This window comes from Streptosporangium longisporum, from assembly GCF_039534895.1.
GTDB classification, from domain to species: domain Bacteria; phylum Actinomycetota; class Actinomycetes; order Streptosporangiales; family Streptosporangiaceae; genus Streptosporangium; species Streptosporangium longisporum.
The window spans coordinates 1-25,129 of sequence record NZ_BAAAWD010000015.1 but is presented as its reverse complement, the minus strand read 5'-3'; the positions used below and the strand labels follow the sequence as shown (position 1 = coordinate 25,129).

At 71.1% G+C, this 25,129-nt stretch carries 24 protein-coding genes; 12 read left to right on the top strand and 12 right to left on the bottom strand.

Features of this window, described 5'->3' with window-relative positions; genetic code table 11:
* Together ABD832_RS26560 and ABD832_RS26555 are read left to right on the top strand one after the other, a co-directional pair.
* Positions 1-900, top strand: coding sequence for a TIGR03619 family F420-dependent LLM class oxidoreductase (locus ABD832_RS26560; RefSeq protein WP_344900139.1), 900 nt, complete (start codon positions 1-3; stop codon positions 898-900).
* Between the two features lie 145 nt (positions 901-1,045).
* On the top strand, positions 1,046-1,828 hold the full coding sequence (locus tag ABD832_RS26555; RefSeq protein WP_344900137.1) for an HAD-IIA family hydrolase: 783 nt from the start codon (positions 1,046-1,048) through the stop codon (positions 1,826-1,828).
* Between the two features lie 113 nt (positions 1,829-1,941).
* Here ABD832_RS26555 and ABD832_RS26550 read toward each other — a convergent pair whose 3' ends face one another.
* Together ABD832_RS26550 and arfB are read right to left on the bottom strand one after the other, a co-directional pair.
* Positions 1,942-2,388 carry an NUDIX hydrolase gene (locus ABD832_RS26550; RefSeq protein ID WP_344900135.1) on the bottom strand — a complete coding sequence of 149 codons (447 nt, stop codon included), beginning with the start codon at positions 2,386-2,388 and terminating at the stop codon, positions 1,942-1,944.
* 128 nt (positions 2,389-2,516) lie between these two features.
* Positions 2,517-2,939, bottom strand: a complete 423-nt coding sequence (gene arfB / locus ABD832_RS26545; protein WP_344900133.1) for an alternative ribosome rescue aminoacyl-tRNA hydrolase ArfB — start codon at positions 2,937-2,939, stop codon at positions 2,517-2,519.
* A 659-nt stretch (positions 2,940-3,598) separates the two neighbouring features.
* On the opposite strand from arfB, the gene ABD832_RS26540 reads away from it, so the two are divergent.
* From ABD832_RS26540 to ABD832_RS26505, 8 genes are read left to right on the top strand one after another with little or no spacing between them, the layout of a single operon-like run.
* Positions 3,599-5,071 (top strand): peptide MFS transporter, encoded by a 1,473-nt coding sequence (locus ABD832_RS26540; RefSeq protein WP_344900131.1) that lies wholly within the window; start codon positions 3,599-3,601, stop codon positions 5,069-5,071.
* Positions 5,068-6,306 (top strand): ketosynthase chain-length factor, encoded by a 1,239-nt coding sequence (locus ABD832_RS26535; RefSeq protein WP_344900129.1) that lies wholly within the window; start codon positions 5,068-5,070, stop codon positions 6,304-6,306. The genes ABD832_RS26540 and ABD832_RS26535 overlap by 4 nt, the downstream gene beginning before the upstream one ends.
* A gap of 14 nt (positions 6,307-6,320) precedes the next feature.
* Complete coding sequence (locus ABD832_RS26530) at positions 6,321-7,076, top strand: SDR family NAD(P)-dependent oxidoreductase (RefSeq protein WP_344900127.1); 756 nt, start codon at positions 6,321-6,323, stop codon at positions 7,074-7,076.
* On the top strand, positions 7,073-7,438 hold the full coding sequence (locus ABD832_RS26525; protein WP_344900125.1) for an antibiotic biosynthesis monooxygenase family protein: 366 nt from the start codon (positions 7,073-7,075) through the stop codon (positions 7,436-7,438). Before ABD832_RS26530 ends, ABD832_RS26525 begins: the two co-directional genes overlap by 4 nt.
* 11 nt (positions 7,439-7,449) lie before the next feature.
* Positions 7,450-7,740 (top strand): antibiotic biosynthesis monooxygenase family protein, encoded by a 291-nt coding sequence (locus ABD832_RS26520; protein WP_344900123.1) that lies wholly within the window; start codon positions 7,450-7,452, stop codon positions 7,738-7,740.
* A gap of 39 nt (positions 7,741-7,779) precedes the next feature.
* Complete coding sequence (gene accA / locus ABD832_RS26515; protein ID WP_344900121.1) at positions 7,780-9,447, top strand: carboxyltransferase subunit alpha; 1,668 nt, start codon at positions 7,780-7,782, stop codon at positions 9,445-9,447.
* Positions 9,444-9,926 carry an acetyl-CoA carboxylase biotin carboxyl carrier protein gene (locus tag ABD832_RS26510; RefSeq protein ID WP_344900119.1) on the top strand — a complete coding sequence of 161 codons (483 nt, stop codon included), beginning with the start codon at positions 9,444-9,446 and terminating at the stop codon, positions 9,924-9,926. Before accA ends, ABD832_RS26510 begins: the two co-directional genes overlap by 4 nt.
* The gene (locus ABD832_RS26505; RefSeq protein WP_344900117.1) at positions 9,923-11,353 is read left to right on the top strand and encodes an acetyl-CoA carboxylase biotin carboxylase subunit; all 1,431 of its coding nucleotides are present in this window, start codon (positions 9,923-9,925) and stop codon (positions 11,351-11,353) included. The genes ABD832_RS26510 and ABD832_RS26505 overlap by 4 nt, the downstream gene beginning before the upstream one ends.
* Positions 11,354-11,384: 31 nt before the next feature.
* Here ABD832_RS26505 and ABD832_RS26500 read toward each other — a convergent pair whose 3' ends face one another.
* The 5 genes from ABD832_RS26500 to ABD832_RS26480 form a co-directional block, all read right to left on the bottom strand.
* Complete coding sequence (locus ABD832_RS26500; RefSeq protein WP_344900115.1) at positions 11,385-13,247, bottom strand: AfsR/SARP family transcriptional regulator; 1,863 nt, start codon at positions 13,245-13,247, stop codon at positions 11,385-11,387.
* Between the two features lie 543 nt (positions 13,248-13,790).
* A complete protein-coding gene (locus ABD832_RS26495) occupies positions 13,791-15,047 on the bottom strand; it encodes a beta-ketoacyl-[acyl-carrier-protein] synthase family protein (protein ID WP_344900113.1) in 1,257 nt (418 codons plus the stop codon).
* A complete protein-coding gene (locus tag ABD832_RS26490; protein WP_344900112.1) occupies positions 15,044-15,502 on the bottom strand; it encodes a cupin domain-containing protein in 459 nt (152 codons plus the stop codon). The genes ABD832_RS26495 and ABD832_RS26490 overlap by 4 nt, the downstream gene beginning before the upstream one ends.
* A complete protein-coding gene (locus tag ABD832_RS26485; protein WP_344900110.1) occupies positions 15,499-15,837 on the bottom strand; it encodes a TcmI family type II polyketide cyclase in 339 nt (112 codons plus the stop codon). Before ABD832_RS26485 ends, ABD832_RS26490 begins: the two co-directional genes overlap by 4 nt.
* An 86-nt stretch (positions 15,838-15,923) precedes the next feature.
* Positions 15,924-16,607, bottom strand: coding sequence for an SDR family NAD(P)-dependent oxidoreductase (locus ABD832_RS26480; protein WP_344900108.1), 684 nt, complete (start codon positions 16,605-16,607; stop codon positions 15,924-15,926).
* Positions 16,608-16,752: 145 nt separating this feature from the next.
* Here ABD832_RS26480 and ABD832_RS26475 point away from each other — a divergent pair, with 145 nt between their 5' ends.
* Positions 16,753-17,916 (top strand): nucleotide disphospho-sugar-binding domain-containing protein, encoded by a 1,164-nt coding sequence (locus ABD832_RS26475; protein WP_344900106.1) that lies wholly within the window; start codon positions 16,753-16,755, stop codon positions 17,914-17,916.
* A gap of 22 nt (positions 17,917-17,938) precedes the next feature.
* Here ABD832_RS26475 and ABD832_RS26470 read toward each other — a convergent pair whose 3' ends face one another.
* The 3 genes from ABD832_RS26470 to ABD832_RS26460 form a co-directional block, all read right to left on the bottom strand.
* On the bottom strand, positions 17,939-19,750 hold the full coding sequence (locus ABD832_RS26470; RefSeq protein ID WP_344900104.1) for a carbamoyltransferase C-terminal domain-containing protein: 1,812 nt from the start codon (positions 19,748-19,750) through the stop codon (positions 17,939-17,941).
* Positions 19,751-19,903: 153 nt separating this feature from the next.
* A complete protein-coding gene (locus ABD832_RS26465) occupies positions 19,904-20,602 on the bottom strand; it encodes a cytochrome P450 (RefSeq protein ID WP_344900102.1) in 699 nt (232 codons plus the stop codon).
* On the bottom strand, positions 20,569-21,081 hold the full coding sequence (locus tag ABD832_RS26460) for a cytochrome P450 family protein (protein WP_344900100.1): 513 nt from the start codon (positions 21,079-21,081) through the stop codon (positions 20,569-20,571). The genes ABD832_RS26465 and ABD832_RS26460 overlap by 34 nt, the downstream gene beginning before the upstream one ends.
* 168 nt (positions 21,082-21,249) lie before the next feature.
* Here ABD832_RS26460 and ABD832_RS26455 point away from each other — a divergent pair, with 168 nt between their 5' ends.
* Positions 21,250-22,269, top strand: coding sequence for a methyltransferase (locus tag ABD832_RS26455; protein WP_344900098.1), 1,020 nt, complete (start codon positions 21,250-21,252; stop codon positions 22,267-22,269).
* Here ABD832_RS26455 and ABD832_RS26450 read toward each other — a convergent pair.
* Entirely contained in the window at positions 22,217-23,887 is a 1,671-nt protein-coding gene (locus ABD832_RS26450) for a DHA2 family efflux MFS transporter permease subunit (RefSeq protein WP_344900096.1), read from the bottom strand. The two genes, ABD832_RS26455 and ABD832_RS26450, sit on opposite strands and share 53 nt — an antisense overlap.
* 5 nt (positions 23,888-23,892) lie before the next feature.
* Entirely contained in the window at positions 23,893-24,921 is a 1,029-nt protein-coding gene (locus ABD832_RS26445) for an LLM class flavin-dependent oxidoreductase (protein WP_344900094.1), read from the bottom strand.
* Between the last annotated feature and the right edge of the window lie 208 nt (positions 24,922-25,129).

Sequence of the window (25,129 nt, the reverse complement as noted above, 5' to 3'; positions counted from 1 at the left end):
ATGAGGATCGGTTTCGCGGTGCCGGTGTCGGGGTCCTGGGCGACACCGGCCAACATGGCGCGGGTCGCCCGCAGGGCCGAGGAGCTCGGCTACCACGAGCTGTGGACCTTCCAGCGCCTGCTCTACCCGCGGGGTCACGGGATGGGCCCGGTCTACCGCAGCGTGCACGACCCGGTGGTCACGCTGGCCTACCTGGCCGGTCTGACCGAACGGGTCCGGCTGGGGGTGGCGGTGCTGAACATCCCGTTCGCCTCGCCCGCGCTGCTGGCCAAGCAGTTGGCGAGCCTGCAGGCGGTCTCGGGCGGACGGCTGGACGCCGGTCTCGGGCTGGGCTGGCTGCCCGAGGAGTTCGCGGCCTCGGGGGCGTCGTTCGAGCGGCGCGGGCGTCGCGCGGAGGAGTTCGTCCCGCTGCTGCGCCGTTTGTGGACCGAGGAGACCGTGGAGCACCGCGGCGAGTTCTACGAGCTGCCGCCGGTGCACCAGGATCCCAGGCCGTCACCGGTGCCGCCGATCCTGCTGGGCGGGTCGGCGGACGTGGCGCTGCGGCGCGCGGGCCGGCTGGCGGACGGCTGGATCAGTTCGAGCCGCGAGGACCTCGACGGCATCAACGAAAAAATCTATATTGTAAAGGAAGCGGCTCGTGAAGCCGGACGCGACCCCGGGGCACTGCGGTTCGTCACCCGGGGCGTCACCCGCGTCCGCCCGGCGGGTGCGGCCGGCCGCGAGGCGCTGACCGGCTCGTTCGAGGAGATCCGGGGCGACGTCGCCGCGCTGGAGGCCAGGGGCGTCACCGAGGTCTTCCACGATCTCAACTTCGACCCGGAGATCGGGTCGCCGGACGCCGACCCCGCGGGGTCGATGCGCCGGGCCGAGGAGGCCCTGGAGGCGCTCGCGCCCTGAGCGGGCGTCCGGGTGTCACCACAGGCCGGCCCGCACGATGTACGGCCGGCGGAGCGGGGGTGCGGGACGGGCCTGCCGACGAAGGGCCGCCCCGCCACCTGTCATCCTTGGTCCTGTACCCATCGACAGGGAGCAGGGGAGAACGGTGGACGAGCGCAAGCCGATCGAGTGCTGGTTGTCGGACATGGACGGTGTCCTCGTCCACGAAGGACACCCGGTGCCCGGTGCCGACGAGTTCATCCGCCGCCTGCGCGAGTCCGGCAAGCGGTTCCTGGTCCTGACCAACAACTCGATCTACACCCCGCGCGACCTGGCCGTCCGGCTGCGCGCGGCCGGTCTGGACGTCCCGCCGGAGGCGATCTGGACCTCCGCGCTGGCCACGGCCAGGTTCCTGGACGGCCAGCGGCCCGGCGGCTCGGCGTACGTGGTGGGGGAGGCGGGGCTGACCACGGCCCTGCACGAGATCGGCTACGTGCTGACCGACCTCGCCCCCGACTACGTGGTCCTCGGCGAGACCCGCACCTACAGCTTCACCCAGATCACCCGGGCGATCCGGCTGATCGAGGGCGGTGCCCGGTTCATCGCGACCAACCCCGACCCGGTCGGGCCGTCCAACGAGGGGTCGCTGCCCGCGTGCGGCGCCGTCGCCGCGATGATCACCAAGGCGACCGGGGTGGAGCCGTACTTCGTGGGCAAGCCCAACCCGATGATGATGCGCAGCGCGTTGCGGGCCATCGACGGCCACAGCGAGACCACCGCGATGATCGGTGACCGGATGGACACCGACATCGTCTCCGGCATGGAGGCGGGGCTGCACACCATCCTGGTGCTCAGCGGGGTCGTCAGCAAGGACCAGGTCGACCGCTACCCGTTCCGCCCGTCCCGGGTGGTCGACTCGGTCGCCGACCTGATCGAACTGATCGACTAGGCGCCGTCCGGTCCCCGCGCCGGGCCCTTCCCACTCCGTCCCGCTCCTTCGCGGGACGCTGCGGGGAAAGAGGCGGTACGGGAGCGAGGCGGGGCGGGGCCGTCCGGGCGGGGTCAGCCGATCAGGGCGGGCAGGCGCGTGACGGTGTCGGCGAGATAGGCGCCGAGCTCCGGGGGGACGAGGTTGAGGGCGGAGAGCGCGGCGGGGTCGAGGGGGAGGCGCATCACCTCGTAGTGGCCGCGCGCGGGGTCGTCGAACTCCGGGCCGCAGCGCAGCGCCGGGTCCATGGAGACCAGCCGGCAGCCGTACACGTGCTGGGTCTTGACGCCCTCGTCGCGGACGCACTCCAGGGTGGTCAGCGGGGTGACCGCGGAGACCACGGCGCCGAGCTCCTCCATGACCTCGCGGTGCAGGGTGTGCTCCAGTGAGGCGTCCTCGGGCTCGACGTGACCGCCCGGGATCGACCAGTAGAGCTCCTTGCCCGGGACCGTGCGCCGGAACAGCACCAGCCGGTCGTCGTCATCGAGGAGAACGGCACGGACGCTCAGCACGACGGGCATGCGGCCATTGTGCCACGCCGTCCCCGGCGGCGTGCCCCGCCCGCGAGACCCGCGGGACCCCTTCCCGGGTGCCCGCGGACGGCCCGTGGACGTGCGCGGGGGCGTGGTCGTGCGCGGGGGCGGGACGGTCAGCTCTGGTCCCCGCGCAGGCGCTTGAGGTCGGAGCGCCGCTTCTTGGCGGCGATCCGCCGTTCGACCGCGCCCCGGCTCGGCTTGGTCGGGCGGCGCTTCTTGGGCGGCGGGGCGATCGCCTCGCGCAACATCTGGGCCAGCCGCATCTCGGCGGCCTCGCGGTTGCGCAGCTGGGAGCGGAACTCCGAGGCCGCGATGGTGATCACACCGTTCACCAGGCGGGGGCCGAGACGTTCGAGGGCGCGGGCCTTGAAGACGGGGCCGAGCGCCTCGGTGGCGGCCAGGTCGAAGCTGAGCTCGACCCGGCTGTCGGTGGTGTTGACCCCCTGCCCGCCGGGCCCGGAGGAGCGGGAGAACCGCCAGCCGAGCTCGGCCTCGGGGATGGAGACCGAACCGCTGATCTGGAGCGGACCGGGCATGGCGGTGACTTCCTTCTCACGGGGGTGTGTGTTTCCAGGGTACCGAGTGGCGACAAGCATGGATCAACTGATTTTATGCCCCTGGGTTCCGGCATCGGTGGGAAGCCGGTCCTGCTGGAGACCGCCGGGACCTCGGTCTTCGTGAAGCGGGTGCCCTCACCGATTCGGGGGCAGGCCCACTTCGAGAACATCCTGACCGACGGCCGGCGCCTCTCCGGCGGTACCCGAGGGCACGGCGATGGCCCGGTCGTACGCACCCGGCACCGAACCTGCCCGGCAGCCCGGTCAACGGAACACCCGTCTCAGTGCGTGCCACGCCACCGGCGCACGGGCCTTTCCCGGCGCCCGCCCGCCGCCGAGGGCGACGTGGGAGTCACCCGCACAGGACGGTCCTGACCGTCGTGCACCCGGCCGTACGCCGGGCCCGCCTCACCCGCCGCATGCCTCCGTACCAGCCGCTGAACGGCTTGCTGCCCGCAACGCAAGGCAGATTCGAGTCCTCTGCCGTAGGCAAGAGGGTGTTGCCCGGGTCAAGCTGAAGGAAGGGCCTGCATGTACGAGCTGAGAGTATCGGCGCCTGCCGGCGCGCAGGCGGGCGGCATTCCCGCGGGCGGCGGGGCACGATGAGGAGCGCCGACACGACCATCACGCTGCGCGCGATGCCTCGGTGGTACCTGACCTTGTTCACCAGCGACGCACTTGAGCGTTTCGGTTTCTACGGCCTGCAGGCGATCCTGGTGCTGTACGCGTCCGCCCCTGCCTCGCACGGCGGCCTGGGCCTGCCGCCCACCGACGCCGCGACGCTGTTCGGCGTCTGGATCGGCTTCATGTTCATGCTGTCGATCGCCGGTGGCTGGATCGGCGACCGGTTGCTGGGCAACCGGCGGGCACTGCTCGTCGGCTCCGTGGTCGGCATGACCGGCTACCTGTGCCTGGCCGTGCCCGCAGGCTGGGGCGCCGCGGTCGGCCTGCCGCTCGTGGCCGTCGGCGGCGCCATCTACAAGCCGAACCACCAGGCCATGATCAACCTGATGTTCGACGGGAGCCGCGGCCGAGAGGCGGGAATCTCGCTCATGTACGTCGCGACGCAGGTCTCCGCGCTGGCGGCTCCGCTGCTGGTCGGCTACCTGGGAGAGCGCGTCAGCTGGAGTGCCGCGTTCCTGGTGGCCGCGCTGGTCATGCTGGCCACCGCGATCCAGCTCCGGCTGAGCGCCGGGCAGTTCGGCGACGTGGGGCACCGGCCGGTGCGGTCGCTGACGGCCGACGAGCGCGTCACCGTCGCGCGGCGGATCGGGCTGGCGGGTGCCGTGGTCGTGGCGGCGCTGCTCGCGCTCGGGCTGACCGGCCTGCTCAGCGTGTCCCTGGCGATCATGCTGGTGGGCGTGTTCAGCGTGATCGCGCCGATCGTGTGCTACATCGCGATCTACCGCAACCCGGCCCTCGGCGCGCAGGACCGGCGTCGGCTGCGCGCCTTCCTCGTCGTCTTCCTGGGTTCCACGCTCTTCTGGATGATCGTCGCGCACGCCGCGTCGCTGCTGAACCTCTTCGCCCGGGACCATGTGGATCGCCAGGTGCTCGGCATGGAGATCCCGGCGAGCTGGTTTCAGGCGGCGACGCCACTGTTCATCCTGATGCTCGCGCCGCTGATCGCCGTCGCGTTGCCGGCGCTCGGCGGCCGGAACCACGTCCCGGTGAAGTTCGCCATCGGACTCGTCCTCGTCGGCACGGGCTTCCTGATCATGTCGCTGACGACGGTGCTCGCCTCGTCGGGCGAGAAGGTGTCGCCGCTCTGGCTGGCCGCCGTCTACCTCACCCACGCCTGCGGCGAGGTCATCGTCGCCGCGGTGATCATCTCGGCGGTCGCCGAGATACTCCCGTCGGGCTTCATGGGACGCACGCTCGGCCTGATGTGGCTGTTCGCCGGGCTCGGTGGCGGGCTGGGCAGCGGCGTGGTCCGGCTCGCCGAAGTGATCCCCGAGCCGCTGTACTACCTCGGCCTCGGCGGCGTGGCGATGGTCTGCGGGCTCGCCTTCGCGCTCGGCCGCCGTCCTCTCGCCAACGGGCTGACGGCCGGTCTTCACACTCCCGCCCCGCAGGCCGCGGGCGACGCCGTCACGGAGGGCAGCCGATGAACACAGCCGACATGGCCGACATGGCCGACAGTCCGGTGGTGACCGGTATCGGGGTCGTCGCGCCGACCGGGATCGGGACCGAGACGCACTGGCAGGCCACGCTGGCCGGCAAGTCGGGGATCGGCAGGATCACGCGGTTCGATGCGACCGGCTACCCGGTGCGGCTGGCAGGGCAGGTGCCCGGCTTCGTCGCGGGGGAGCGACTCCCCAGCCGGCTGATCCCGCAGACCGACCACTGGACGCACATGGGCCTGGTGGCGACCGAGGCGGCGCTGGCCGACGCCGACGTGGTCCCCTCCGAGTTGCCCGAGTACGAGATGGCGGTGGTGACCGCCAGTTCGTCGGGCGGCACCGAGTTCGGCCAGCGCGAGATGGAGCGGCTTTACCGCAAGGGCCCCTCCTGGGTGGGCGCCTACCAGTCGATCGCCTGGTTCTACGCCGCCACCACCGGTCAGGTGGCGATCCGGCACGGCATGCGCGGCCCCTGTGGGGTGCTGTGCTGCGAACAGGCCGGCGGCCTGGACGCGCTCGGGCAGGCACGCAGGCTGATCCGGCGGGGGGCCCGCATCGTGGTGACCGGCGGCACCGACGCCTCGTTGTGCCCCTACGGCCTGGTCGCGCAGCTTTCCAGCGGCGGCCTGTCCACCGTTGACGACCCGGAGCGCGCATACCTGCCGTTCGACGAGGCGGCCTCCGGCTACCTGCCTGGCGAGGGCGGCGCCATGCTGATCGTGGAGAACGCCGAGAGCGCCAGGCAACGCGGCGCCGACACCGTCTACGGCGCGATCGCCGGCTACGCGGCGGGCTTCGACCCGCCACCGGGCTCCGACCGGCCGCCGGCCCTGCGCCGCACGATCGAGCGCGCGCTGGCGGACGCGGGAACGGCGCCGTCCGAGGTGGACGTCGTGTTCGCGGACGCCTGCGGCACGCCGGGCGGCGACCTCGCCGAGGCGCGGGCCATCACCGCGGTGTTCGGCCCGCGGGGCGTCCCGGTCACCGCGCCCAAGACGCTGACCGGCCGGCTTTACGGCGGCGGCGCCGCCCTCGACGTGGCGACGTCGCTACTGGCGCTGCGCGACGGCATCATCCCGGCCACCGTCGGCTCCTCCCGGCTCGCGCCGGGATGCGACATCGACCTCGTCCTCGGCCAGCCCCGCGACGGCGTGCTGCGGACCGCGCTCGTACTGGCCCATGGGCATGGTGGGTTCACCGCCGCGCTCGTGCTCAAAAAGTGAAGGAAAGGAACATCATGGATTTCGGCTTGAGCGGTAAGCGGGCTCTCGTCACCGGAGGCACCCGCGGAGTAGGCCGCGGCATCGTACTCGCGCTCGCGGAGGCGGGCGTGGATGTGATCACCTGCTACAGGCAGGAGGGCGAGAACGCCGTCTCGCTCGAGCACGAACTGAAGCGGATCGGTGGCCGACACGGGGTCCTGCGCGCCGACCTCACCGATCCCACGCAGATCGCCGTTCTGATCGAGCAGTGCGGCGAGCGGTTCGACGGCCGGCTGGACCTGGTGGTGAACAACGCGGCTGCGATCACCCACGTCCCCTACGCGAAGCTTGACCTCGCCGAGTGGCAGCGCATCATCGACACCAACCTCACCGCCGTGCACCTGACGATCCAGCACGCGCTTCCCCTGCTGGCGGAGGGCTCCTCGGTCATCGGCATCAGCTCGAAGTCGATCGAGGTCGGCATTCCGCTGCGGGCGCACTACACCGCCACCAAGGCCGCGCTGCACGGCCTGTTCCGGAGCCTGGCGAGGGAACTGGGCCCGCAGGGCATCCGGTTCAACGTGCTGGCCCTCGGCATGATCCACACTGAGGCGTTCGACAAGATGCCGGAGGAGCAGCGCACGCAGATGATCGAGCGGTACTCCGGCAAGACCTGCCTGGGCCGCCTGGGCACTCCGGCAGAGGTCGCGGGTGCCGTGTTGTGGCTGGCCGGCGACCTGTCGCGGTACGTCACCGGCTCCGTCGTGTCGGTGGACGGGGGGATCTCATGAGCGAGGCCTCGTTCCGCGTCATGCTCCGCCTGCAGATCAAACCGGGTATGGAGCGCGAGTTCGAGCGGGTATGGCTGGAGGTCGGTGACTCCGTCACCACCCATCCGGCCAACCTCGGCCAGTGGCTTGCCCGCGACGGCGAGGAGAAAGGGGTCTACCACATCATGAGCGACTGGGTGGACGAGCCGCGCTTCCGCGAGTTCGAGACCAGCGAACGGCACCTGGAGCACCGCGAGAAGCTCCACCCCTACCGCTCGGGCGGGTCCATGAGCACGATGCACCTCGTCGCGCACCTGCGAGGGGCGATCGGTTCCGCGCCCGTGGAAGCGGCCACGCACGAGGCGTGGGAGGCGGCGCGATGACGGACCACGGCGTGCGGGTGCTTCTCTATCACGCCACGACCGACATCGCCGGCATCGAGACGGCCTATCACGAGGCGAGCACCCGGCTGGCCGGGGTGCCCGGCCTGCTGTCCAACGAGTTGCTGCAGTCGGTCACCGATCACGGCGACTTCGTGGTGGTGAGCACCTGGCGCAGCCTGGCGGACTTCGAGCAATGGGAACAGGGGCCGGACCACAAGCGGCAGACGGCGCCGCTGCGTCCCTTCCGGGACGGCACGATGCGCCGGCCGTTCGCCGTCTATCAGGTAACAGCGTCGTACTAGCCGGGAGACCGACTCGTGAAACCCGTTCCGATTGGGATCATGAAGACCACGATGGATCTGTCGGACTGGCTGTCCTGCGCAGGCTGCGGGATGCTCGTCTACCGCAAGCGGTTCGATCGCCTGTCCATGGTGTGCCCCGACTGCGGCCGCCACGCGCAACTGACTGCGGAGCAGCGGCTGGGGCGGCTGCTCGACGCGGGCACCGGTACGCCGGTCGAGCCCGCTCCGTCGGTGCGCGACCCGCTCGGCTTCGAGGATCTCCTTCCCTACACCGACCGGCTGGACACGGCCCGCTCACGTACCGAGATGGACTGCGCGGTCCGGGTGGTGCGCGGCACCGTGCGTGGCCGCGGCGTGGTGGCGGCCGTCATGGACTTCCGCTTCCTCGGCGGGAGCATGGGCGTCGCCGAGGGCGAGGCGATCGTGACCGCGGCCGAGGAGGCACTGAAGCACCGGCTGCCGCTGCTGATCGTCACGGCGTCGGGCGGCGCGCGCATGCAGGAGGGTGTCTTCGCCCTCCTGCAGATGGCCAGGACGAGCAACGCGATGACGGCCCTCGACGAGGCGGGCCTGCTGACGATCACCCTGGTGACCGACCCCACCTACGGCGGGGTGGCCGCGTCCTACGCGACGCTCTCGGACGTGATCCTCGCCGAACCCGGCGCCAGGATGGGGTTCGCGGGGCCACGGGTGATCGAGCAGACCATCCGGCAACGGCTGCCGGAGGGCTTCCAGACCGCCGAGTTCCTGCTCGAGCACGGCCTGCTCGACAGGGTCGTGCCGCGCGGGGAACTGCCGCAGGTCCTGCAGTCGCTGCTCGTCCTGGGGGCGCCGCCCGACCCGGGCTGGAACCCGGCGGTGACCGATCCGGTGATCCGCCATCCGGAGCTGCTGCCCGAGCGACCGGTCGCGCAGGTGGTCGGACTGGCCCGCGAGCTGGGCCGGCCGACCACGCTCGACCATGTCGCCGCCTGGGACGGAGAGTTCGTCGAGCTGCGTGGCGACCGGACCGGCGCCGACTGCCCCGCCATAGTGGGCGGACTGGCCGACCTGGACGGCCTGCCGGTGATGCTGATCGGCCATCAGAAGGGCCACACCACTCAGGAACTGGTACGGCGCGACTTCGGCATGCCGTCGCCCGCGGGCTACCGCAAGGCGGTGCGGCTGATGCGGCTGGCCGGGAAGCTACGGGTGCCGGTGGTCACGCTCATCGACACCCCTGGAGCACATCCCGGCCTGGAGGCCGAGCGGCACGGCCAGGCGCACGCGATCGCCGACTGCCTGCGGGTGATGGGCTCCCTCGACGTCCCCGTGGTCAGCGTGATCACGGGGGAGGGAGGCAGCGGCGGGGCGCTGGCCCTTGCGGTGGCCGACCGCCTGTTGCTGTGCGAGAACGCGATCTTCTCAGTGATCAGCCCCGAGGGCTGCGCGGCGATCCTCTGGCGCAGCGGGGAGGCCGCTCCCGCGGCGGCCGCCGCGCTGGGCGTCGACGCGTCGACGCTGCTCTCGAACGGCATCGTGGACGGGGTGGTGCCGGAGCCGGCGGGCGGTGCTCACCAGGCCCCGGCGGCGGCGAGCAAGCTGGTGCACGACGCGGTGGTGTGCGCGCTCAGGGAGTTGCGCGAGCAGGACGGCGCCGCGCTGCGGGAGGCCCGGCGGCGGCGGCTTCGCTGGTTCGGCACCTACAGGAAGCGGGTGGACATATGACGGACGCGCAGCGGTCGAGCGTGTGGGATGGGGCGCTGGCCGAACTGGGCGCGCGGGATGCGGTGGCGATCCTCTGCCGAGGGCTGGCCGACGCCGTCCAGGCGGCGCCGCGGCCGCCGAGCAGGGTACGCGTACGGCTGGGCGGTGCGAGCATCGAGGTCGAATGGCCGCCGCTCGCGGAGCCGTCCACGATGCCGCCGCCCGTCGAGGAGACGACCCCGGAGACGACGGGTCATGTGGTGCGGGCCGAGCTGGTGGGCACCTTCTACCGGCAGCCCGAGCCGGGCACGAAGCCGTTCGTGGAGGTCGGCGACATCGTCGAGCCGGACCAGCAGGTGGCCATCGTCGAGGCGATGAAGCTGATGAACCCGGTCGTCGTGGACGTCGGTGGCCGGGTGGCGCAGATCCTCGTCGACGACGCCGAGGGTGTCGAGTACGACCAGCCTCTGATCGTGATCGACCAGGAAGTCGACGAATGACCGGGAACACGCATCGGCCGTCGCGGCCGTTCGACACCGTGCTGGTCGCCAACCGCGGCGAGATCGCGCTGCGGATCGTACGGACCTGCCGCGAGATGGGCATCCGGACCGTCGTGGTCCATTCGTCGGTGGACCGCGACACGGCCGCCGTGCGGGCCGCGGACGTCGCGACGCAGATCGGCCCCGGCCCGGCGAAACGCAGCTACCTTTACCCACCGGCGATCATCGAGGCCGCGCTGCGCACCGGCGCGCAGGCCGTGCACCCCGGGTACGGGTTCCTGTCCGAAGACCCCGACTTCGCGGAGATCTGCGCGGGCAACGGCCTCGTCTTCGTCGGTGCCCGGCCCGAGGTCATGGCCAAGCTCGGAGACAAGGCGCTGGCCAGGAGCATGATGGCGGACGCCGGCCTTCCGGTCCTGCCCGGCACGCTGGAGCCGGTGAGCACCGCGGCCGACGTGCTCGACGCCGGGCAGCGGATCGGTTTCCCGCTGATCATCAAGGCGGTGGCGGGCGGTGGCGGGCGCGGTATGGCGGTGGTGGGCCGGATGGAGGACCTGGCGGCCACGTTCCGCGCCACCAGCGCGGCCGCCCGGGCGGTCTTCGGCGACGGCCGGGTGTACCTCGAACGGTTGATGGAGCGGGCCAAGCACGTCGAGGTCCAAGTGCTCGCCGACGAGCACGGCACGGTCGTGGCGCTCGGCAACCGGGACTGCTCGGTGCAGCGGCGGCACCAGAAGCTGATCGAGGAGACGCCCGCCCCCGGTGTGTCGCCGGCGCTTGCCGACCGGTTGGCCGAGGCGGCGGTCGCCGGGGCGAAGGCGGCGGGTTTCACCGGTGCGGGGACGTTCGAGTTCCTTGTGGTCGGCGAGGAGTTCGCGTTCATCGAGGTGAACTCGCGCATTCAGGTGGAGCACCCGGTGACGGAAGCGGTGACGGGCATCGACATCGTGCGCGAGCAGCTCTGCGTCGCCGCCGGCTGGCCGCTGTCCTTCACCCAGGAGGAGATCCGCCCGCGCGGCGTGGCCGTGGAATGCCGGATCAACGCCGAGGACCCGGCTCGCGACTTCGCGCCGAGCGCGGGCGAGCTGACGGAGTTCGTGCCGCCGGGCGGCCCGTTCCTGCGCGTGGACACCCATGCCTACGCGGGCTACCTGGTGCCGCCCGACTACGACTCACTGCTGGCCAAGGTGGTCGCCTGGGCGCCGGACCGTGACCAGGCGATCGCCCGGATGGAACGGGCGCTGGCGGAGTTCCGCATCGAGGGCCGCGGCATCCGTACGACCAAGGGGCTGCTGCAGGCCGTGCTGGCCGACCCCGTCTTCCGCGAGGGCACGCACACCACGTCGCTGCTGGCCCAGGGAATTTCTCCTGACGGGGTACCGCATGGCGGCCGCGGCACACTCTCAGCGGCACCCCGTAAGACGTGAACCCGGTGGAAGCAGACCAGCGTGCACCAGATCAGGACGATACCGGCGTAACTCCGGCACCGACGGCCTGGTAGGGCGAGCCCTGGACGACGTCACCGGCACCGGCGAGCAGCCGCCGGCCGGCCGCCCGTACGCTGGGCAGGAAGCGGTACTGAAGCAGATCCGCCTCTCCTCCGGGCTCGGCCACCATGAGCCGGAACTCCACGAGCTCGTCCAGAAGCGACTCCGTGTGGAACTCGGATAGCTGCAGCAGGCGTGCGGCCAGGTGCGGCGTGAACGTGGAGACGTCGAACCGGACGAGCTTGCAGAAGGCATGCTGCACGTTCGGCGGGGCGAGCCGGTAACTCAGCTCTACGCTGGGGTAGAGGAACAGCTCGTGATGGTTGGGGATGCCGTACCCGTTCGTTGCGCCGTTCCCCCTGACCAGCTTGCTGAGCGGCCAGTGCAGCCTGAGCTGGAGCAGTGCGGCGGCCGCCTGCAGCGCGGCGGGGAGGCCGTCGCACAGGTGGACGAGCTCGCGGGCGGCCGCCTCCTCCCGGGCGATGCGCTGCTTGCCGAGCACGTTGGTCAGCAGCCGCAGCCCTTCGTCGACGTCCAGCGGGCCCACCTCGACGGCCGCCGTGACCACAGGTGCGGAAAGCTGCCTGCGAGCGGTGATCAGGACGCCGCAGTCCGGACTCGCGGGCACCAGCGGGAGGAGCTGGTCCGTCTGGACCAGGTCGTCGAGGATCACCAGAATGTGCCGGTCCGCGGTCCAGGTGCGGAAGAGCCGGGAGCGCTCGCTCAGCGTGGCCGGGATGCGGTCCTCGGGCACGTCCAGGGCGCGCAGGAACTCGGCCAGGATGTTGTGGGGGTCGGCCGGGTGGCCCTGGGCGTCCAGCAGGCGCACGAAGAGCTGGCCGTCGGGATAGGGGGTGTTGACTCGATGGCCGACGTCGGCGCACAGCGCGGACTTGCCTGAGCCGGGTGGACCGGTGATGACGACCACCGGCGGTGCGTGGACCTGCCGCGCCGACATGGCCGCGAGCACGGCACGGACCTGCGGCTGCCGGCCCACGAGCGCGGTTCGCTGAGGTGGGAGCTGGCGTGGCGGCCGGGTGTGGCTCAGCCGGACCGGTGACCGGGGACGCGGCAGAGCAAGGCTCTCGTCGGATGCCAGCACGGCGCGATGCAGTTGCTCCAATTCGTTGGACGGGTCGAGGCCCAGCTCCCTGGCCAGGACGCTGCGGGTGCGCTGGTAGATTTGGAGTGCCTCAGAACGTCGGCCCGCGCGGTGCAGCGCCAGCATCAGCTTGGCCTGGAACCCTTCATGCGTGAGCTGCTCGGCGGCCAATCGCGTGAGCTCGCCGAGCAGCCCATGATGTCGGCCCAGGTAAAGGTCCGCCTCGATGCGGCGCTCGAGCGTGTTCCTGTTGATCTCCTCAAGCCGCAGCGCCTCCGCTCGCAGCACCGGCCCGTGGCTGACATCGACCAGCGCGGGCCCGCGCCAGAGCCGCAGGGCACGGGAGAGTGTCTCGGCGGCGGCGTTCACGTCGCCCGCCTCCAGCTCCCGCCTGCCCTGGTCCGACAGCCGCTCGAAGCGCGTGGTGTCGAGCATGTCAGGGTCGAGGAACAACGCATATCCGTAGGGGGACGTACGTAATACGGCGTCGGCAGGAGTGTCGCCCGCTCTGTCCATGTCCGGCGGCGTCCCCAGCCGCAGCAGCTTTCTCAACTGGTAGATGTAGGTCTGGAGCGTGGTGGTGACGCTCGTCGGCGGATTGTCCTCCCAGAGCTCCTCAATGATCTTGTCGGTTCGGACGACGACGCTCGTTTGCACGGCCAGCAAGCTGAGCACGGTGCGCAGCTTGGGAGCCGACGGCGTCAAGATGGCGCCATGACTGAGTACCTCCATCGGTCCGAGAAGATTGATCTCCACCACACGCACCGCCCCCTGTATTCATTGGGTCACGCCCGTGCAGGCCTCTCCTGACGTCGTTCCCCATGCGTCCACTTGCCCGAGAATGTCGTCGGCGGCACCATCGCAACTTACCCCGGCGTTGCCTTCGGCCGCACAATGAACGATCTCTCTTAGGAAGTTAGCAGACGCGTGTTATAAGACCTCGAAAATCACTCGAAGATCACTGGGCTGCAGGGTGTAGCGGTTCTCGATAACGGTATTACTCGATTCCGGCGACGAACATCGGAGAAAACCCTGAACTCTCCCCTAGGGCTCGACTTCCGGCCCCGTGATTCAGTATTTGATCAACTCGCGTGTTTTCCCGCAATTTCCGTTGTGGCCTGCGAAGACTCCGCACTTGCCGGAGAACGTCCCGCCGCGAAGCGGATGTGGGCATCCCTGGTTTTATGAGTCTTACCTTCGGTGGTATTGACGGATTCGTTACTCGGCCAATCGAGGGTACCGATCTCCCGGGTGCGGAGTCAGTGCAGATAACCGCTATGCGGGACGGGTGAGCACCATGGCACTTTGGAACCCGCCGAAACCGCTGCCGACACTGAGCACGACGTCCATTTCATGGTCGCGGGCCGTGATCGGCACATAGTCGAGATCACATTCCGGATCGCGGTGCCGCAGATTGGCCGTCGGCGGCACGACCTGCCGTTCCAGCGCCAGCGCGCACGCCGCGACCTCGATGGAGCCGATCGCGCCGAGCGAGTGCCCGACCATCGACTTGATCGAGCTCACCGGGACCTCGTAGGCGCGCCGGCCCAGGCTGCGCTTGAACGCCGCCGTCTCGTGCCGGTCGTTCTGCCGCGTGCCCGAGCCGTGCGCGTTGATGTAGTCGACGTCCGCCGGGTCGATCCTGGCCTCATCCAGCGCCACCCGGATCGCTTCGGCCATCTCACGTCCGTCGGGCTTGAGGCCGGTCATGTGGAAGGCGTTGCTGCGGCTGGCGAAGCCGGCGATGCGGGCGTACACCCGCGCGCCGCGGCGCCGCGCGGCCTCGGCCTCCTCCAGCACCATCACGGCGGCGCCTTCGCCGAGCACGAAGCCGTCCCGGGTCGCGTCGAACGGCCGCGAGGCGTGCTCGGGGTCGTCGTTGTTCGGCGAGGTGGCCCGGATGGCGTCGAAGCACGCGGAGGTGATGGGGGACAGGGGCGCATCCGTCGCCCCCGCGATCACGACGTCCGCCGCGTTCTCCTGGATGAGCACGGCCCCATGGCCGACCGCGTCGAGCCCCGACGTGCAACCGGTCGAGATCAGCGCCGCCGGGCCCTCCGCGCCCGCCTCCCACGCCACCTCGACGGCCAGCGTGCTGGGCACCATGTATCCGTACAGGTGCGGCACCCCGTAGGTGTGGTCCGCCAGCCAGCGGCGGCCCTCGTCGGTCAGGACCGTGTACTCCTTCTCCAGGCCCATCGTGCAGCCCACGGCGCTGCCGATCGCGACGCCGATCCGGTCCGGCTCGAAGCCCCCCAGGTCCAGGCCGCTGTCGGAGACCGCCTCCCTCGTGCTGACCATGGCGAACTGGGCGGCCCGGTCCATGCGCCGGATCTGCTGCGCCGACAGCCCCGCGGCCCTGGGATCGAAGTCCACCTCGGCCGCGATCTGCGAGCGGAACCCGCTCGGGTCGAACAGCGAGATCCGCCGGGTGGCGGTGCGCCCCTCGGCGAGCAGGCGCCAGAACGCCTCCCGCCCGATGCCGCCGGGCACGACCGCACCGATACCGGTGACCACCACCTCCCGGCTCAACTCGGCCCCCCGACCTGCGGGCCGGGCTCCTGGGGCGCTGGCAGCCGCTCGGTGTCCACGTGCCCGAGCTCGGGACGAGGAGCCAGAGGCGAGAGGTGGAAGACCACATGCGCCGCGTCCTCCCCGACGTTCACGAGGCGGTGACGCACGTTGATCGGCACCAGCAGGGAGTCACCCGGTGAGAGTGGGACGCGCTCCCCGTCCAGGCTCATCTCCAGTTCGCCGGCGATCACGTGCAGGAACTCCTCCGAGTACGGGTGGTAGTGCTCGGCGACGAACTCGCCGCTCTTGAGATACAGCACGCCGCCGAACCCGGAGGTGCAGCTCACCGTCCTCGGGCTGAGCGTGACCCGGATGTCCCCGCCACGGCGGTGATTGGGCACCACGTCCGCGGCCTTCACCACGGCGGGCTTGCCGGTTCCGGCGGCGCTCGCGCCGGTCGTCTCGGTGGTCACCGGATCCTCCCCTCGTCAGAGGTCCACACGTAGAACGGGGTGGCCATCGCGTCCTTCGGCTCCTTCCAGTTCGGGTCGTACGGTGCGACCAGTTCGGCCAGCCGCGCGTTGATGTCCTCGTAGAGCGGGTGGCTGCGCGCCTTGTACAGGTTGGGGGAGATGTCCTCGTCCGCCTCGACGAGATGGAAGTAGAGATCATGGAAGTGGAAGAGGGTCCGCCGGTTCACACCCACCATGTGGGGCAGCTCCGAGGCGTCCGACTCGCCGAACGTCTCGGCGATCGGCCGCGTGTTGTCGGCGCTCCTCAGCTTGGCGACGATCAAAGTCCTGTGCACGTTCTCGCCTCCTGCGAATGAGTTCGAAAGGCCGCCTCGATGGTTGCCGCGGGCAGTGGAGGGATGCTCGAAGTCAGCTCCAACCGTCACCAGCCGATCTGCTGGTCACCGCGGAGGAACACGCCCGTCGGCCCGTCGTCGGGGAGGGTGGCCGCGTCGGCGATGCCGGTGGCGGCCTCCCCGGGGGTCCGGTCGGCCGTGGGCACCATTCTGGTCCTCGTCTGCCCGGGATTGACGGCGTTGACCAGGACGCCGGTCCCCTTGGTGCAGGTGGCCAGCATGGTGGTCAGCCCGTTGACGGCGGTCTTCGACACCGAGTAGGAGGGCGCCCCCGTCCACAACCCGACGCTGAACGACCCGGTGCCGCTGGAGACGAAGACCACCCGTCCCCAGCCTCGGGAGACCATGCCCGGCACGAACGCCTGGGCCACTCGCCACCCGCCCAGGAGGTTGACCGCCAGCGTGCGCTCCACGCGTTCCAGCGGCACCGACAACGGGTCGTCGCCGGCGTCGAGCAGCACGCCTGCGTTGCACACGAGCACGTCCACGGGCCCGAGCCGGGCCGCCGCCCGTCCGACGCCGTCCTCATCGGTGACGTCGAGCGGATGGGAGCGGACGTCCGGGCCGATCCGCGCGGCCGCCTCCGCGGCGGTGTCCGCGTCCCTCGCGGTCACGATGACACGGAGACCCCGGCGATGCAGCTCGGCGGCGGTCGCATGACCCAGCCCTCGGTTGGCCCCGGTGATCAGGGCGATACGTGGTTCGCTCACCCCGCCACCATGGCCGCGGCCGCTCGACGCGCGACGGTGCCGCGCTCCAGCGGCTCTCCAGGACGCGGTGCCATCGTCGATGCAGGAAGGCACGCCGGCGAACGGCCGCAGGCGCGCCTGCGAACGGTCAAGGAGGAGATGCCCCATGCGGGTGGTGTTCACGACCTGGGCCTGGCCCTCGCATCTGTACGCGCTGGTCCCGCTGGCCCGGGCCTGCCGGGCCGCAGGGCACGAGGTGCTCCTCGCCAGCGAACCCGGCCTGACCCGCGACGTTCTGCGGGCCGACCTCCCGGTGGCGGTCGTGGGGACGGATGTCGACACGGCCGGGATGGTGCAGGAGTACCTGCTGCCCCTGCCCGATGCCGCCGGGCCCGCTCCCAAGCGGGACGGGAAGGGGCCCCGGGCACTGCGGATGCTGACGGCGCACGCCGAGTCCATGACCGCCGACCTGATCCGCTTGATCACGGACTGGCAGGCCGATCTCGTGGTGTACGACCAGGTGACCCTGGCCGGCCCGGTCGCCGCCGCGGTCACCGGGGTTCCGGCCGTGCGCCAGCTCTACGGCTTCGACCTGCTGCAGCGGGCCCGCGGCGTGCTGCCGGACGCGCTGGCGCCCCTGGCGGACCGGTTCGGCGCCGGGCCGGTGGACCCCTTCGGCGCGGCGACCGTGGACCCGGTGCCGGCGAGCGTGCAGTTGCCCGGTGTCCAGCGGGTGCTGCCGATGCGTTACGTCCCCTACAACGGCCCGGAGACCTCTCCCTGGCAACCACCCGGCCCGCGCAGCCGCCCTCGCGTGTGCGTGAGCTGGGGCCACACCATCGCCAAGGTGGACCCGTCCCGCTTCCTCGCCGGCCGGATGGCCGCCGCCTTCGCGGGGACGGGCATGGACGTGGTCCTCGCCGTCTCCGCCGCGCAGCGCGACCTGCTCGCCGAGCTGCCGGAGAACGTGCGCGTCGTGGTCGACACCCCGCTGAGGAACGTGCTGCGCGATTGCGACGCCTTCATCGGGCACGGTGGTGCCGGCGGCATCCTCACCGCGCTCGCCCACGGCCTGCCCATGTTGCTGGTGCCGCAGCTGCCGGACCACGCCGGCCACACCGGGCGGGTCGCGGCCGGTGATGCGGCGTCGGTGCTCAGCATGGCCGAGCTGACGCCGACGGCGGTGCGGGAGGAGGTGAGGAGGCTGCTGGACGCCCCCGAGCCCCGCCGGGCCGCCGGCGAGCTGCGGGAGGAGATGCTCGGCCGGCCCGCCCCGGCCGTGGTGGCCGGCGCGCTGGCCGAGCTACGTCCCTCCTTCGTCCGTCACTGACGCCGCCGGGTCGCCGGATCGCTCACGCGCCGGTGATCTGGCGGACGGCGCCCAGCTCCAGGTTGAGCAGCGCGTCCGGGCCGAACGTGGTGAACCGGTGCTCCGCGCGGCGCATACTGCGCTCGGCGGCCTGCCACAGCGAGGGATCGGCGCGCAGCCGGCTGTTCACCGCCTTGAACGCCTCCGCCGCGCCCTCCTCCGTACGCAGGTCGAACTTCCCGCTCAGGGCGAGGTCGAGGTACAGCACGTGCAGGTACAGGTCAGGCAGGCGGTATGGGTTCAGCTCGGCGTGCACGGCCATGGCCCGGCTCGCCGGGATCGAGGTGAAGGGCTGGCGCATGCGCGGGTAGGGCCCCTTCGCCGGGTAGGAGTCGAAGTTGTGGAAGGCCACCCTGCGGCCGTTGAGGTACGCGACGCCGATCCTCCTGCGCAGGCAGAAATTGATCGTCTCACGGATGGTGTCGATGATCGGCTCGCCCTTGTCGTTCAGCGAGGTGTTGCAGAGCATCGGCACGCCGGTGTGCCGGTGGAAGGCGGTCAGCAGGGCGTGCAGCGCCGGGTTCTGCTCGGCGTTGAGCGACTGCACCCGGGCGGAGTAGTCGAGGTGCGCGACCGCCTGGATCTGGTCGCGGCGCTCTTCCCGGATCGTGAAGGTCTCCAGCATGTACGGTGAGGGCCTGCTGTCCTCGAACCATGCCTCGAGCTGGTCCTCCAGCACCACGGGCGCGACCGGCCGCCACCACTCACGCAGTTTGAACCCGTTGAGCGCGTCCTTGGCCGCCCGCGACGTCGGGTCGCCGAGCAGGCTGCGGTTGCCCAGTGCCCGCGGCCCGATCTCCGAGCGGCCGTGGAACCAGGCGATGGGCTCGGCGAGGATGTCCCGCACCGCCTGGTCGTGGTCGAGGTCGGAGATGTCGGCCACGTACTCGCCGAACTCCGCCAGGGCACCGTCGAGGTCGTCGTCCTGGCGCCCGAGATAGGCGCCGGGGAAACGGAAGGTGAACCGCTCGCCGCCGGTCTTCTTGTGGAAGGCGGCCAGGCCGATGCCGATCGCCTGCCCGCCGTCGTCCACGCACGGCGGGGTGAGGAAGCCGCAGAAACCGTACTTGGCCATGAGGTGGCTGTTGGTCGGGCAGTTCAGCGCGTAACCCCCGGCCAGCGCGAGGTGCGTCTCGGCCGGGTCGAGGTCGTAGCGCTCCAGCGCGGTCTCGACGTTGCGCTCCATGGCCATCACCGAGATCGCCTGGATCTCCTTCATGACGGCACTGACGAAGCTCTCCTCCTCGGTGAAGTCCGGATCGGTGCTCGCCGTCGCCCGGACCTCGGCCACGATTTCCTCGAACGCCAGCGGCGCCCCCTCCAGCGCCGCCAGGCCGGTGAAGTCGAACGTGCGGAGGATGCTCTCGCGGTCGCACCGCCCGGCCGCCTTGGTGGCCGTCGCGAGCGCCATCAGCGTGCCCTCGCGCATCTTGAACCGGTCCTTGGCGGTGCTGTAGAGCAGGCCGGGCGAGGCGACGGGGAAGGTCTCGACGACGCCGCGGCGGCTGACCGCGCCGGTGAACCAGTAGCGCTTGTACCGCTGGTCGAGCAGGCGGTCGGGCCCACCGTCCACGGCGAGCCCCAGGATGTCGCCCTCGAAGAACGTCTCGCTGTCCAGCAGTATCGCGCTGTAGAGGTGCGCGATGCTGTGAAAGGAGAGCTCCGGGTACTCCTCGACGAAGTGGTAGTCGTTCGTGGTGGCCAGGCCTGGAGTGCCCCAGATCTCGGTCATGTCGCCGAGTGACAATCCGAAGGCGCCGAGCAGGCCGTTCACGAACGAGCGCAGGTCCTCCATGGTCAGGAACGGCGTCCGTGGTGCTTCAGGCCGCTTATTCGCTCGAACTCCAGTGACCGAGGAGCCGGATCTCCGATCCCTGCTTGTGCCACAGCGAGATGTTGTTGTCGTGCCGGTAGGACACCATCGCCAGCCGCTGCAGCCCCGGGGGGGTCAGGTAGCTCGAAGGTAATAGCCGTCTCGCATTTCTCCTCCGGTGGTTACCAGGTGACGGGAACTTCGGCGAAGCCGAGTTCGAAGGGGTTGTCGTGGTGCCTGAGCTCGCTGACGTCGACCGCGAGCCGCAGGGCGGGAAACCGGCTCGATCAGTGCGGCGAACGCGGTTCGCAGTTCGAGCCTGGCCAGCGCCGCGCCCAGGCAGTAGTGCGGACCGGAGCTGAAGGCGATCTGGTCCCGCGCGTCCCTGGTGATGTCAAGGCGCAGCGGGTCGGGGAAGACCGATTCGTCGAGGTTGGCGGACTCCAGCACCGGCACCACGCCGGAGCCGGCCGGTATGGTGACCCCGCCGACCTCGATGTCCTCCGTGACGTACCGCAGCATCGACAGCGAGTGGCCGGCCACCTGGAAGCGGAGCAGCTCCTCCACCGCGTCAGAGATCCGCTCCGGTTCGGAGCGCAGCAGGGCGAGCTGGTCGGGGTGCTGCATGAGGAGCACCGCCCCGCTGCCGATCTGCGCCGCGGTCGTCTCGTGCCCGGCCATCAGCAGCACGGTGCACCAGACGTGCAGCTCGTGCGTGCTCAGCCGCCCGTCCTGGTCGTCGTGCACGCCGATCAGCTCGCTGACCAGATCGTCGCCCGGATCCGCCCGCTTGACCTCGATCAGCTCGCCGATGTACTGCCACGCCTCGCCCACCCCGGTGCGGAAGCGCTCCTGGTCGGCACCGGGACACCGAGCAGGCGACAGATGACGCGCAACGTCAGCGGCAAGGCGAACTCGGCGACGAGGTCCACCGGCGGCTCGCGCCACCGGTTCAGCAGCTCTGCCACCACCTCCTTGACGTAGGGCTCCAGCCGCTCGATCCGCGCCGGGGTGAACGCCTTGGTCATCAGCCGGCGCATGCGGGTGTGCTCGGGCGGATCCCGGTCGATCTTCGGGTTCTGGAACATCTTGGTTCTCGCCGCCACGGTCATGCGCGGCGCGCCGGGTCGCTCCCTGTTGCGGCTCAGGCGCCGGTCCGACAGCACCGCCCGGACGTCCGCGTGGCGCGTCACCAGCCAGACCGGGTCGCCGCTCGGCATGACAGCCCGCACCACCGGCTCGTCCCGGAGCGTGGCGAGCTCCTCCGGCAGTCGTGCCCCGGGCGGCCACTCGAACGGGAACTTGAGGGTCATCGGTGGTCTCCTGCTCTCCGATATGTCGTCGTCCACGACGATGGACGCGGCGGCTCAAGCCGTCCGCAAGCGGCGCTGGACTCTCGTCCTGGTTTCGCTCGGTGTTCGAGCGGCCGAGCACAGGATGAGGCCGACACATCGTCCGCCAGGTGGTGAGAGGAAACGGAAATGACCAGCACAGCGGAACCGTCTCCCGCGGAAAGGGTTCGCCGCCTGTCCAACTCGGTGCACGACGCCGCGATCGTGCGGGCAGCGGCGGAACTGGGCCTGGCCGACGCGGTCGGCGACGGGCCCACACCCGTGGCCGAGATCGCCGTGCGGGTCGCGGCGGAGCCGAAGGCGCTGGCCCGCCTGCTGCGCGCGCTCGCCGCGTACGGCATCTTCGAGCAGGTGACCCCGGACGCGTACAGGCACACGGACATGTCCCGCACGATGCGCAGGGACGCACCTGGCGGCCTGATCCACACCCTGCTCACCCCGTCCGACTGGGGCTGGGTGATGTGGGGCAGGCTCGCCGACGCGGTCCGCGCCGGCAAGTGCCTGTTTCCCGACGTCTTCGGCACCGACTTCTTCGGCTATCTCAAGGACCACCCCGAGGCGCAGGCGCGGATGTTCCGCGGGATGACGTCCTGGTCGGACCAGATGAACCCGAGGCTGGTGCGCGCGCTGCCCCTGGGGGAGGCCGACACCGTCGCCGACATGGGCGCGGGGGAGGGGACGTTGCTGCGCGCGATCCTGGAACACGCCCCGCACCTGTCCGGAGTCTGGTTCGACACCGAGGCCACGCTGACCGTGGTCGACGACGACCTGCTGTCCGGCCGGTTGTCCGACCGTTGCGCGATGGTGACCGGCGACTACTTCCGAGAGGTGCCCTTCAGCGCCGACCTGTACGTGTTCAAGCTGACGCTGCACATGTACGAGGACGACGACTGCGAGCAGATCCTGCGCAATGTGGCGGCCTCGGCGAAGCCGGGGGCGCGGATCGTCATCGCCGACCCGTTGCTGCAGGACCCACCGAAGGGCAAGTTCGTGCCGGCGATGGACCTGCACATGCTGCTGGTCATGGGGGGCCGGGAGCGCACCGAGCAGGACTACGCCGCCCTGTTCGAGCGAGCCGGCCTGGAGTTCGCGGGGATCACGCCGACGGGGACCGATCTGTATCTGGCCGTGGGACGCGTTCCGGGCTGACCGCCTTGGCCCGCTCGTTCAGGTAGGAGCCCAGCGCCGCGAGCACCACGCTCGCGGCGCAGACCAGCAACGTGAACCTGACCGCCGAGCCGAACGCGGTCCCGTACGCCGCCTCGGCCAGCACCCGCATCCGCTCGGCCGTCCCGGCGGGCACACCGGACGGCACCACGATCGCGGCTCCCTCGCCGCGGGCGGCCGCCCCGGCCACGGCCTCGGCGAACGGGCCGCGGTACCGGGCGGGCAACGGCCCGGCCACCTGATCCGCGGCCTCCCCTGTGCCGCCGTCCAGCCGGGCCTGCAGCACCGCGCCCAGCACGGAGATCCCGATCAGCGTCCCGGTCTGGCGGATCGTGTTGAACACCCCGGAGGCGGCCCCCGCCATGCCAGCGCCGACGTCCCGCATCGCCAGTGAGGTGATCGGGCCGAACGCCGCGGACTGTGACAGCCCGGCGACCGCGAGCGGCACCACGAGCAGGTGCCCGCTCACACCCGGCCTGCAGAGCAGCGCGACGGTGACGAGGGCGGCGGCGTACACGGTGAGCCCACCCAGCAGCACCCGCTCACCGCCGAACCGTTCGACGAGGCGGCTCGTGAGGGGAAACCCGAACGTCATGCCCAGCGCCCACGGCGCCAGTGTGAGCCCGGCCTGTACGGCTGGCATGCCGAGCACCGTCTGCAGGTAGAGCGTCAAGGTCAGGGAAAGCGTGATCACGCACATGGAGACGATCGCCATGGAGGCCGTCATCAGCGTGAACGTCCGGTCGGCGAACAACCTCGTCGGCACCAGCGGCTCCCGCGCCCGGTGCTGCCGGATCACGAACCCGGCCAGGAACAGGCATCCCATCCCGATGATCATCGGCACGGTCACGAAGGACACGACGGTGCCCCAGCCGTAGTGCCTGCCCTCCAGCAGGCCGAAGGTGATCGCGCCCAGCCCGGCACCGGCCAGGGCCGCGCCCGTCGCGTCCAGCCGCCTGACCCGCCGGTCGTGTCCGGGCGGTACCACCAGCAGGGTGAGGACCACGATCAGCGCGCCGACGGGAAGGTTCACGGCGAAGACCGAGCGCCAGCCGGTGGTGGAGACCAGCAGGCCGCCGAGCGTCGGGCCCGCCACGCCGGCGAGCCCGGCGGTCACGCCCCACACCATGGCGGCTCGTCCCCGCCGCTCCGGCGGGAAGACGAGGGTCATCATCGTGAGCGTCTGCGGGATGATCGACGCCGCGCCGACGCCCTGGAGCAGGCGGGCGGCGATGAGCTGCCACGGCGACTGGGCGGACCCGCACAGCGCCGAGGCGACGGTGAACACCACCATCCCCGCCAGGAAGACGTTCCGCGGGCCCGCGACGTCCCCGAGCCTGCCGGCGGTGACGGTCAGCACGGCGAGGGCCAGCACGTAGCCGCCGACCACCCACAGCACCTCGCTGAGACTCGCGCCGAGGTCGGCCTGGATCTCCGGGACGGCGATGCTGACCGAGGTGGAGTTCAGGATCGTGATGAAGTATCCGAGGCAGGTGGTCGTCATGACCGCCCAGGGGTTGCCGCGCAACCCGCGCAACCCGCGCAACCCGCGCAGCCCGCGCAGCACGGCCCCCCGGCGGCTCGTTCCGGAGGTGTCCATGGCGGTCAGACCGCGAGGCCGGTTCGGTCGAGTGCCGTCGCGGCGATCCGCAGGATCTGGATCCGCTCGGCCGTCGTGCCGCCGAAGGGTGAGATCACCAGGGTGGTGACGCCCTGCTCCGCGTACGCCCGCATCCGGCCGGCGATCCGGTCCGGGGTGCCGAGGAGCGAGATGCGGTCCACCAGGCCGGCCGGCACCGCCGCGGCGGCGGCGTGCGGGTCGCCCGCGACCATGCGCTCGTGCACGACGCCGGTCTCGCCGCCGTACCCCATCCGCTCGAAGAGGGAGAGGTAGACGTTGCGGCTGCGGCCGCCCATGCCGAGGAAGTGTGACAGGTAGCCGCGGATCGGCACGGCGGCCGCCTCGACGTCGGCGCCCAGCGCCATGGGGATTCCGCAGAGCATCTCGAACCCGTCGAGCGGCAGCCCGGCGCGCAGCCTGCCGGCGCGCAGCGACTCGACGGTCTTCGGCAGCTCGTCCGGTGGGGAGAACGCCCCCAGCCAGCCGTCGGCGATCTCACCGGCCAGTTCCAGCCCGCCGGGCGCGACGGCGGCGAGATAGATCGGGATGCGCTCGGCCACGGGCTCGCTGTACAGCCGCAACGGCGTCGCCGTGCACCCCTCGGGCGGGAGCCGGTAGTGCGCGCCGTCGTGGGTGACCGGCTCGCGGGCGAGCGTGCGGCGCACGATCTCCACGTACTCCCGGGTACGGCCGAGCGGCCGCCGGAACGGGACGCCGTGCCAGCCCTCGGAGATGTCCGGGTTCGACACCCCGAGCCCCAGCCGGAAGCGGCCTCCGGACACGAGGTCGAGCGTCGAGGCGGTCAGGGCGGTCATCGCCGGCGTGCGGCCGGGAAGCTGGAAGACGCCGGAGGCCAGGGCGATTCGCGTGGTCGCGGCGGCCACGGCGCCGAGAACGGTCGCGCCGTCCGCGCGAAACCCCTCCGGGACGACCGCGACGTCGTACCCGAGCCGTTCGGCCTCCCGCGCGACCTCGACCGCGTCGAGGTAGGAGAGATTGACACCGAGGTTCATGCCAGGGCCGTCCCTTCAGTGAGGTGCCCATCAGTGCGGCGGGCTGCGCCTGCGCGCTCAGGTTCACAGGTCCGCCTCGAGGACCGAGCAGGCAGCGGCCGAGCGGCGGCCGATCGGCGGCCGATCGAGGTTGGATCGCCGCTCGAGCACCCTGCCGGATAAAGGAGAGCCCGCAACAGCCACGAAGGAGTTCGCATGAGGACGGATC

What these genes read in the sequence shown, in the direction of transcription:
- ABD832_RS26560 (WP_344900139.1), top strand. Translation starts at nt 1, where the DNA reads ATGAGGATCGGTTTCGCGGTGCCGGTGTCGGGGTCCTGGGCGACACCG.
- ABD832_RS26550 (WP_344900135.1), bottom strand. Translation starts at nt 2,388, where the DNA reads ATGCCCGTCGTGCTGAGCGTCCGTGCCGTTCTCCTCGATGACGACGAC.
- arfB (WP_344900133.1), bottom strand. Translation starts at nt 2,939, where the DNA reads ATGCCCGGTCCGCTCCAGATCAGCGGTTCGGTCTCCATCCCCGAGGCC.
- ABD832_RS26540 (WP_344900131.1), top strand. Translation starts at nt 3,599, where the DNA reads ATGCCTCGGTGGTACCTGACCTTGTTCACCAGCGACGCACTTGAGCGT.
- ABD832_RS26535 (WP_344900129.1), top strand. Translation starts at nt 5,068, where the DNA reads ATGAACACAGCCGACATGGCCGACATGGCCGACAGTCCGGTGGTGACC.
- ABD832_RS26530 (WP_344900127.1), top strand. Translation starts at nt 6,321, where the DNA reads ATGGATTTCGGCTTGAGCGGTAAGCGGGCTCTCGTCACCGGAGGCACC.
- ABD832_RS26525 (WP_344900125.1), top strand. Translation starts at nt 7,073, where the DNA reads ATGAGCGAGGCCTCGTTCCGCGTCATGCTCCGCCTGCAGATCAAACCG.
- accA (WP_344900121.1), top strand. Translation starts at nt 7,780, where the DNA reads ATGAAGACCACGATGGATCTGTCGGACTGGCTGTCCTGCGCAGGCTGC.
- ABD832_RS26510 (WP_344900119.1), top strand. Translation starts at nt 9,444, where the DNA reads ATGACGGACGCGCAGCGGTCGAGCGTGTGGGATGGGGCGCTGGCCGAA.
- ABD832_RS26505 (WP_344900117.1), top strand. Translation starts at nt 9,923, where the DNA reads ATGACCGGGAACACGCATCGGCCGTCGCGGCCGTTCGACACCGTGCTG.
- ABD832_RS26500 (WP_344900115.1), bottom strand. Translation starts at nt 13,247, where the DNA reads ATGGAGGTACTCAGTCATGGCGCCATCTTGACGCCGTCGGCTCCCAAG.
- ABD832_RS26475 (WP_344900106.1), top strand. Translation starts at nt 16,753, where the DNA reads ATGCGGGTGGTGTTCACGACCTGGGCCTGGCCCTCGCATCTGTACGCG.
- ABD832_RS26470 (WP_344900104.1), bottom strand. Translation starts at nt 19,750, where the DNA reads ATGGAGGACCTGCGCTCGTTCGTGAACGGCCTGCTCGGCGCCTTCGGA.
- ABD832_RS26460 (WP_344900100.1), bottom strand. Translation starts at nt 21,081, where the DNA reads ATGACCCTCAAGTTCCCGTTCGAGTGGCCGCCCGGGGCACGACTGCCG.
- ABD832_RS26455 (WP_344900098.1), top strand. Translation starts at nt 21,250, where the DNA reads ATGACCAGCACAGCGGAACCGTCTCCCGCGGAAAGGGTTCGCCGCCTG.
- ABD832_RS26450 (WP_344900096.1), bottom strand. Translation starts at nt 23,887, where the DNA reads ATGGACACCTCCGGAACGAGCCGCCGGGGGGCCGTGCTGCGCGGGCTG.
- ABD832_RS26445 (WP_344900094.1), bottom strand. Translation starts at nt 24,921, where the DNA reads ATGAACCTCGGTGTCAATCTCTCCTACCTCGACGCGGTCGAGGTCGCG.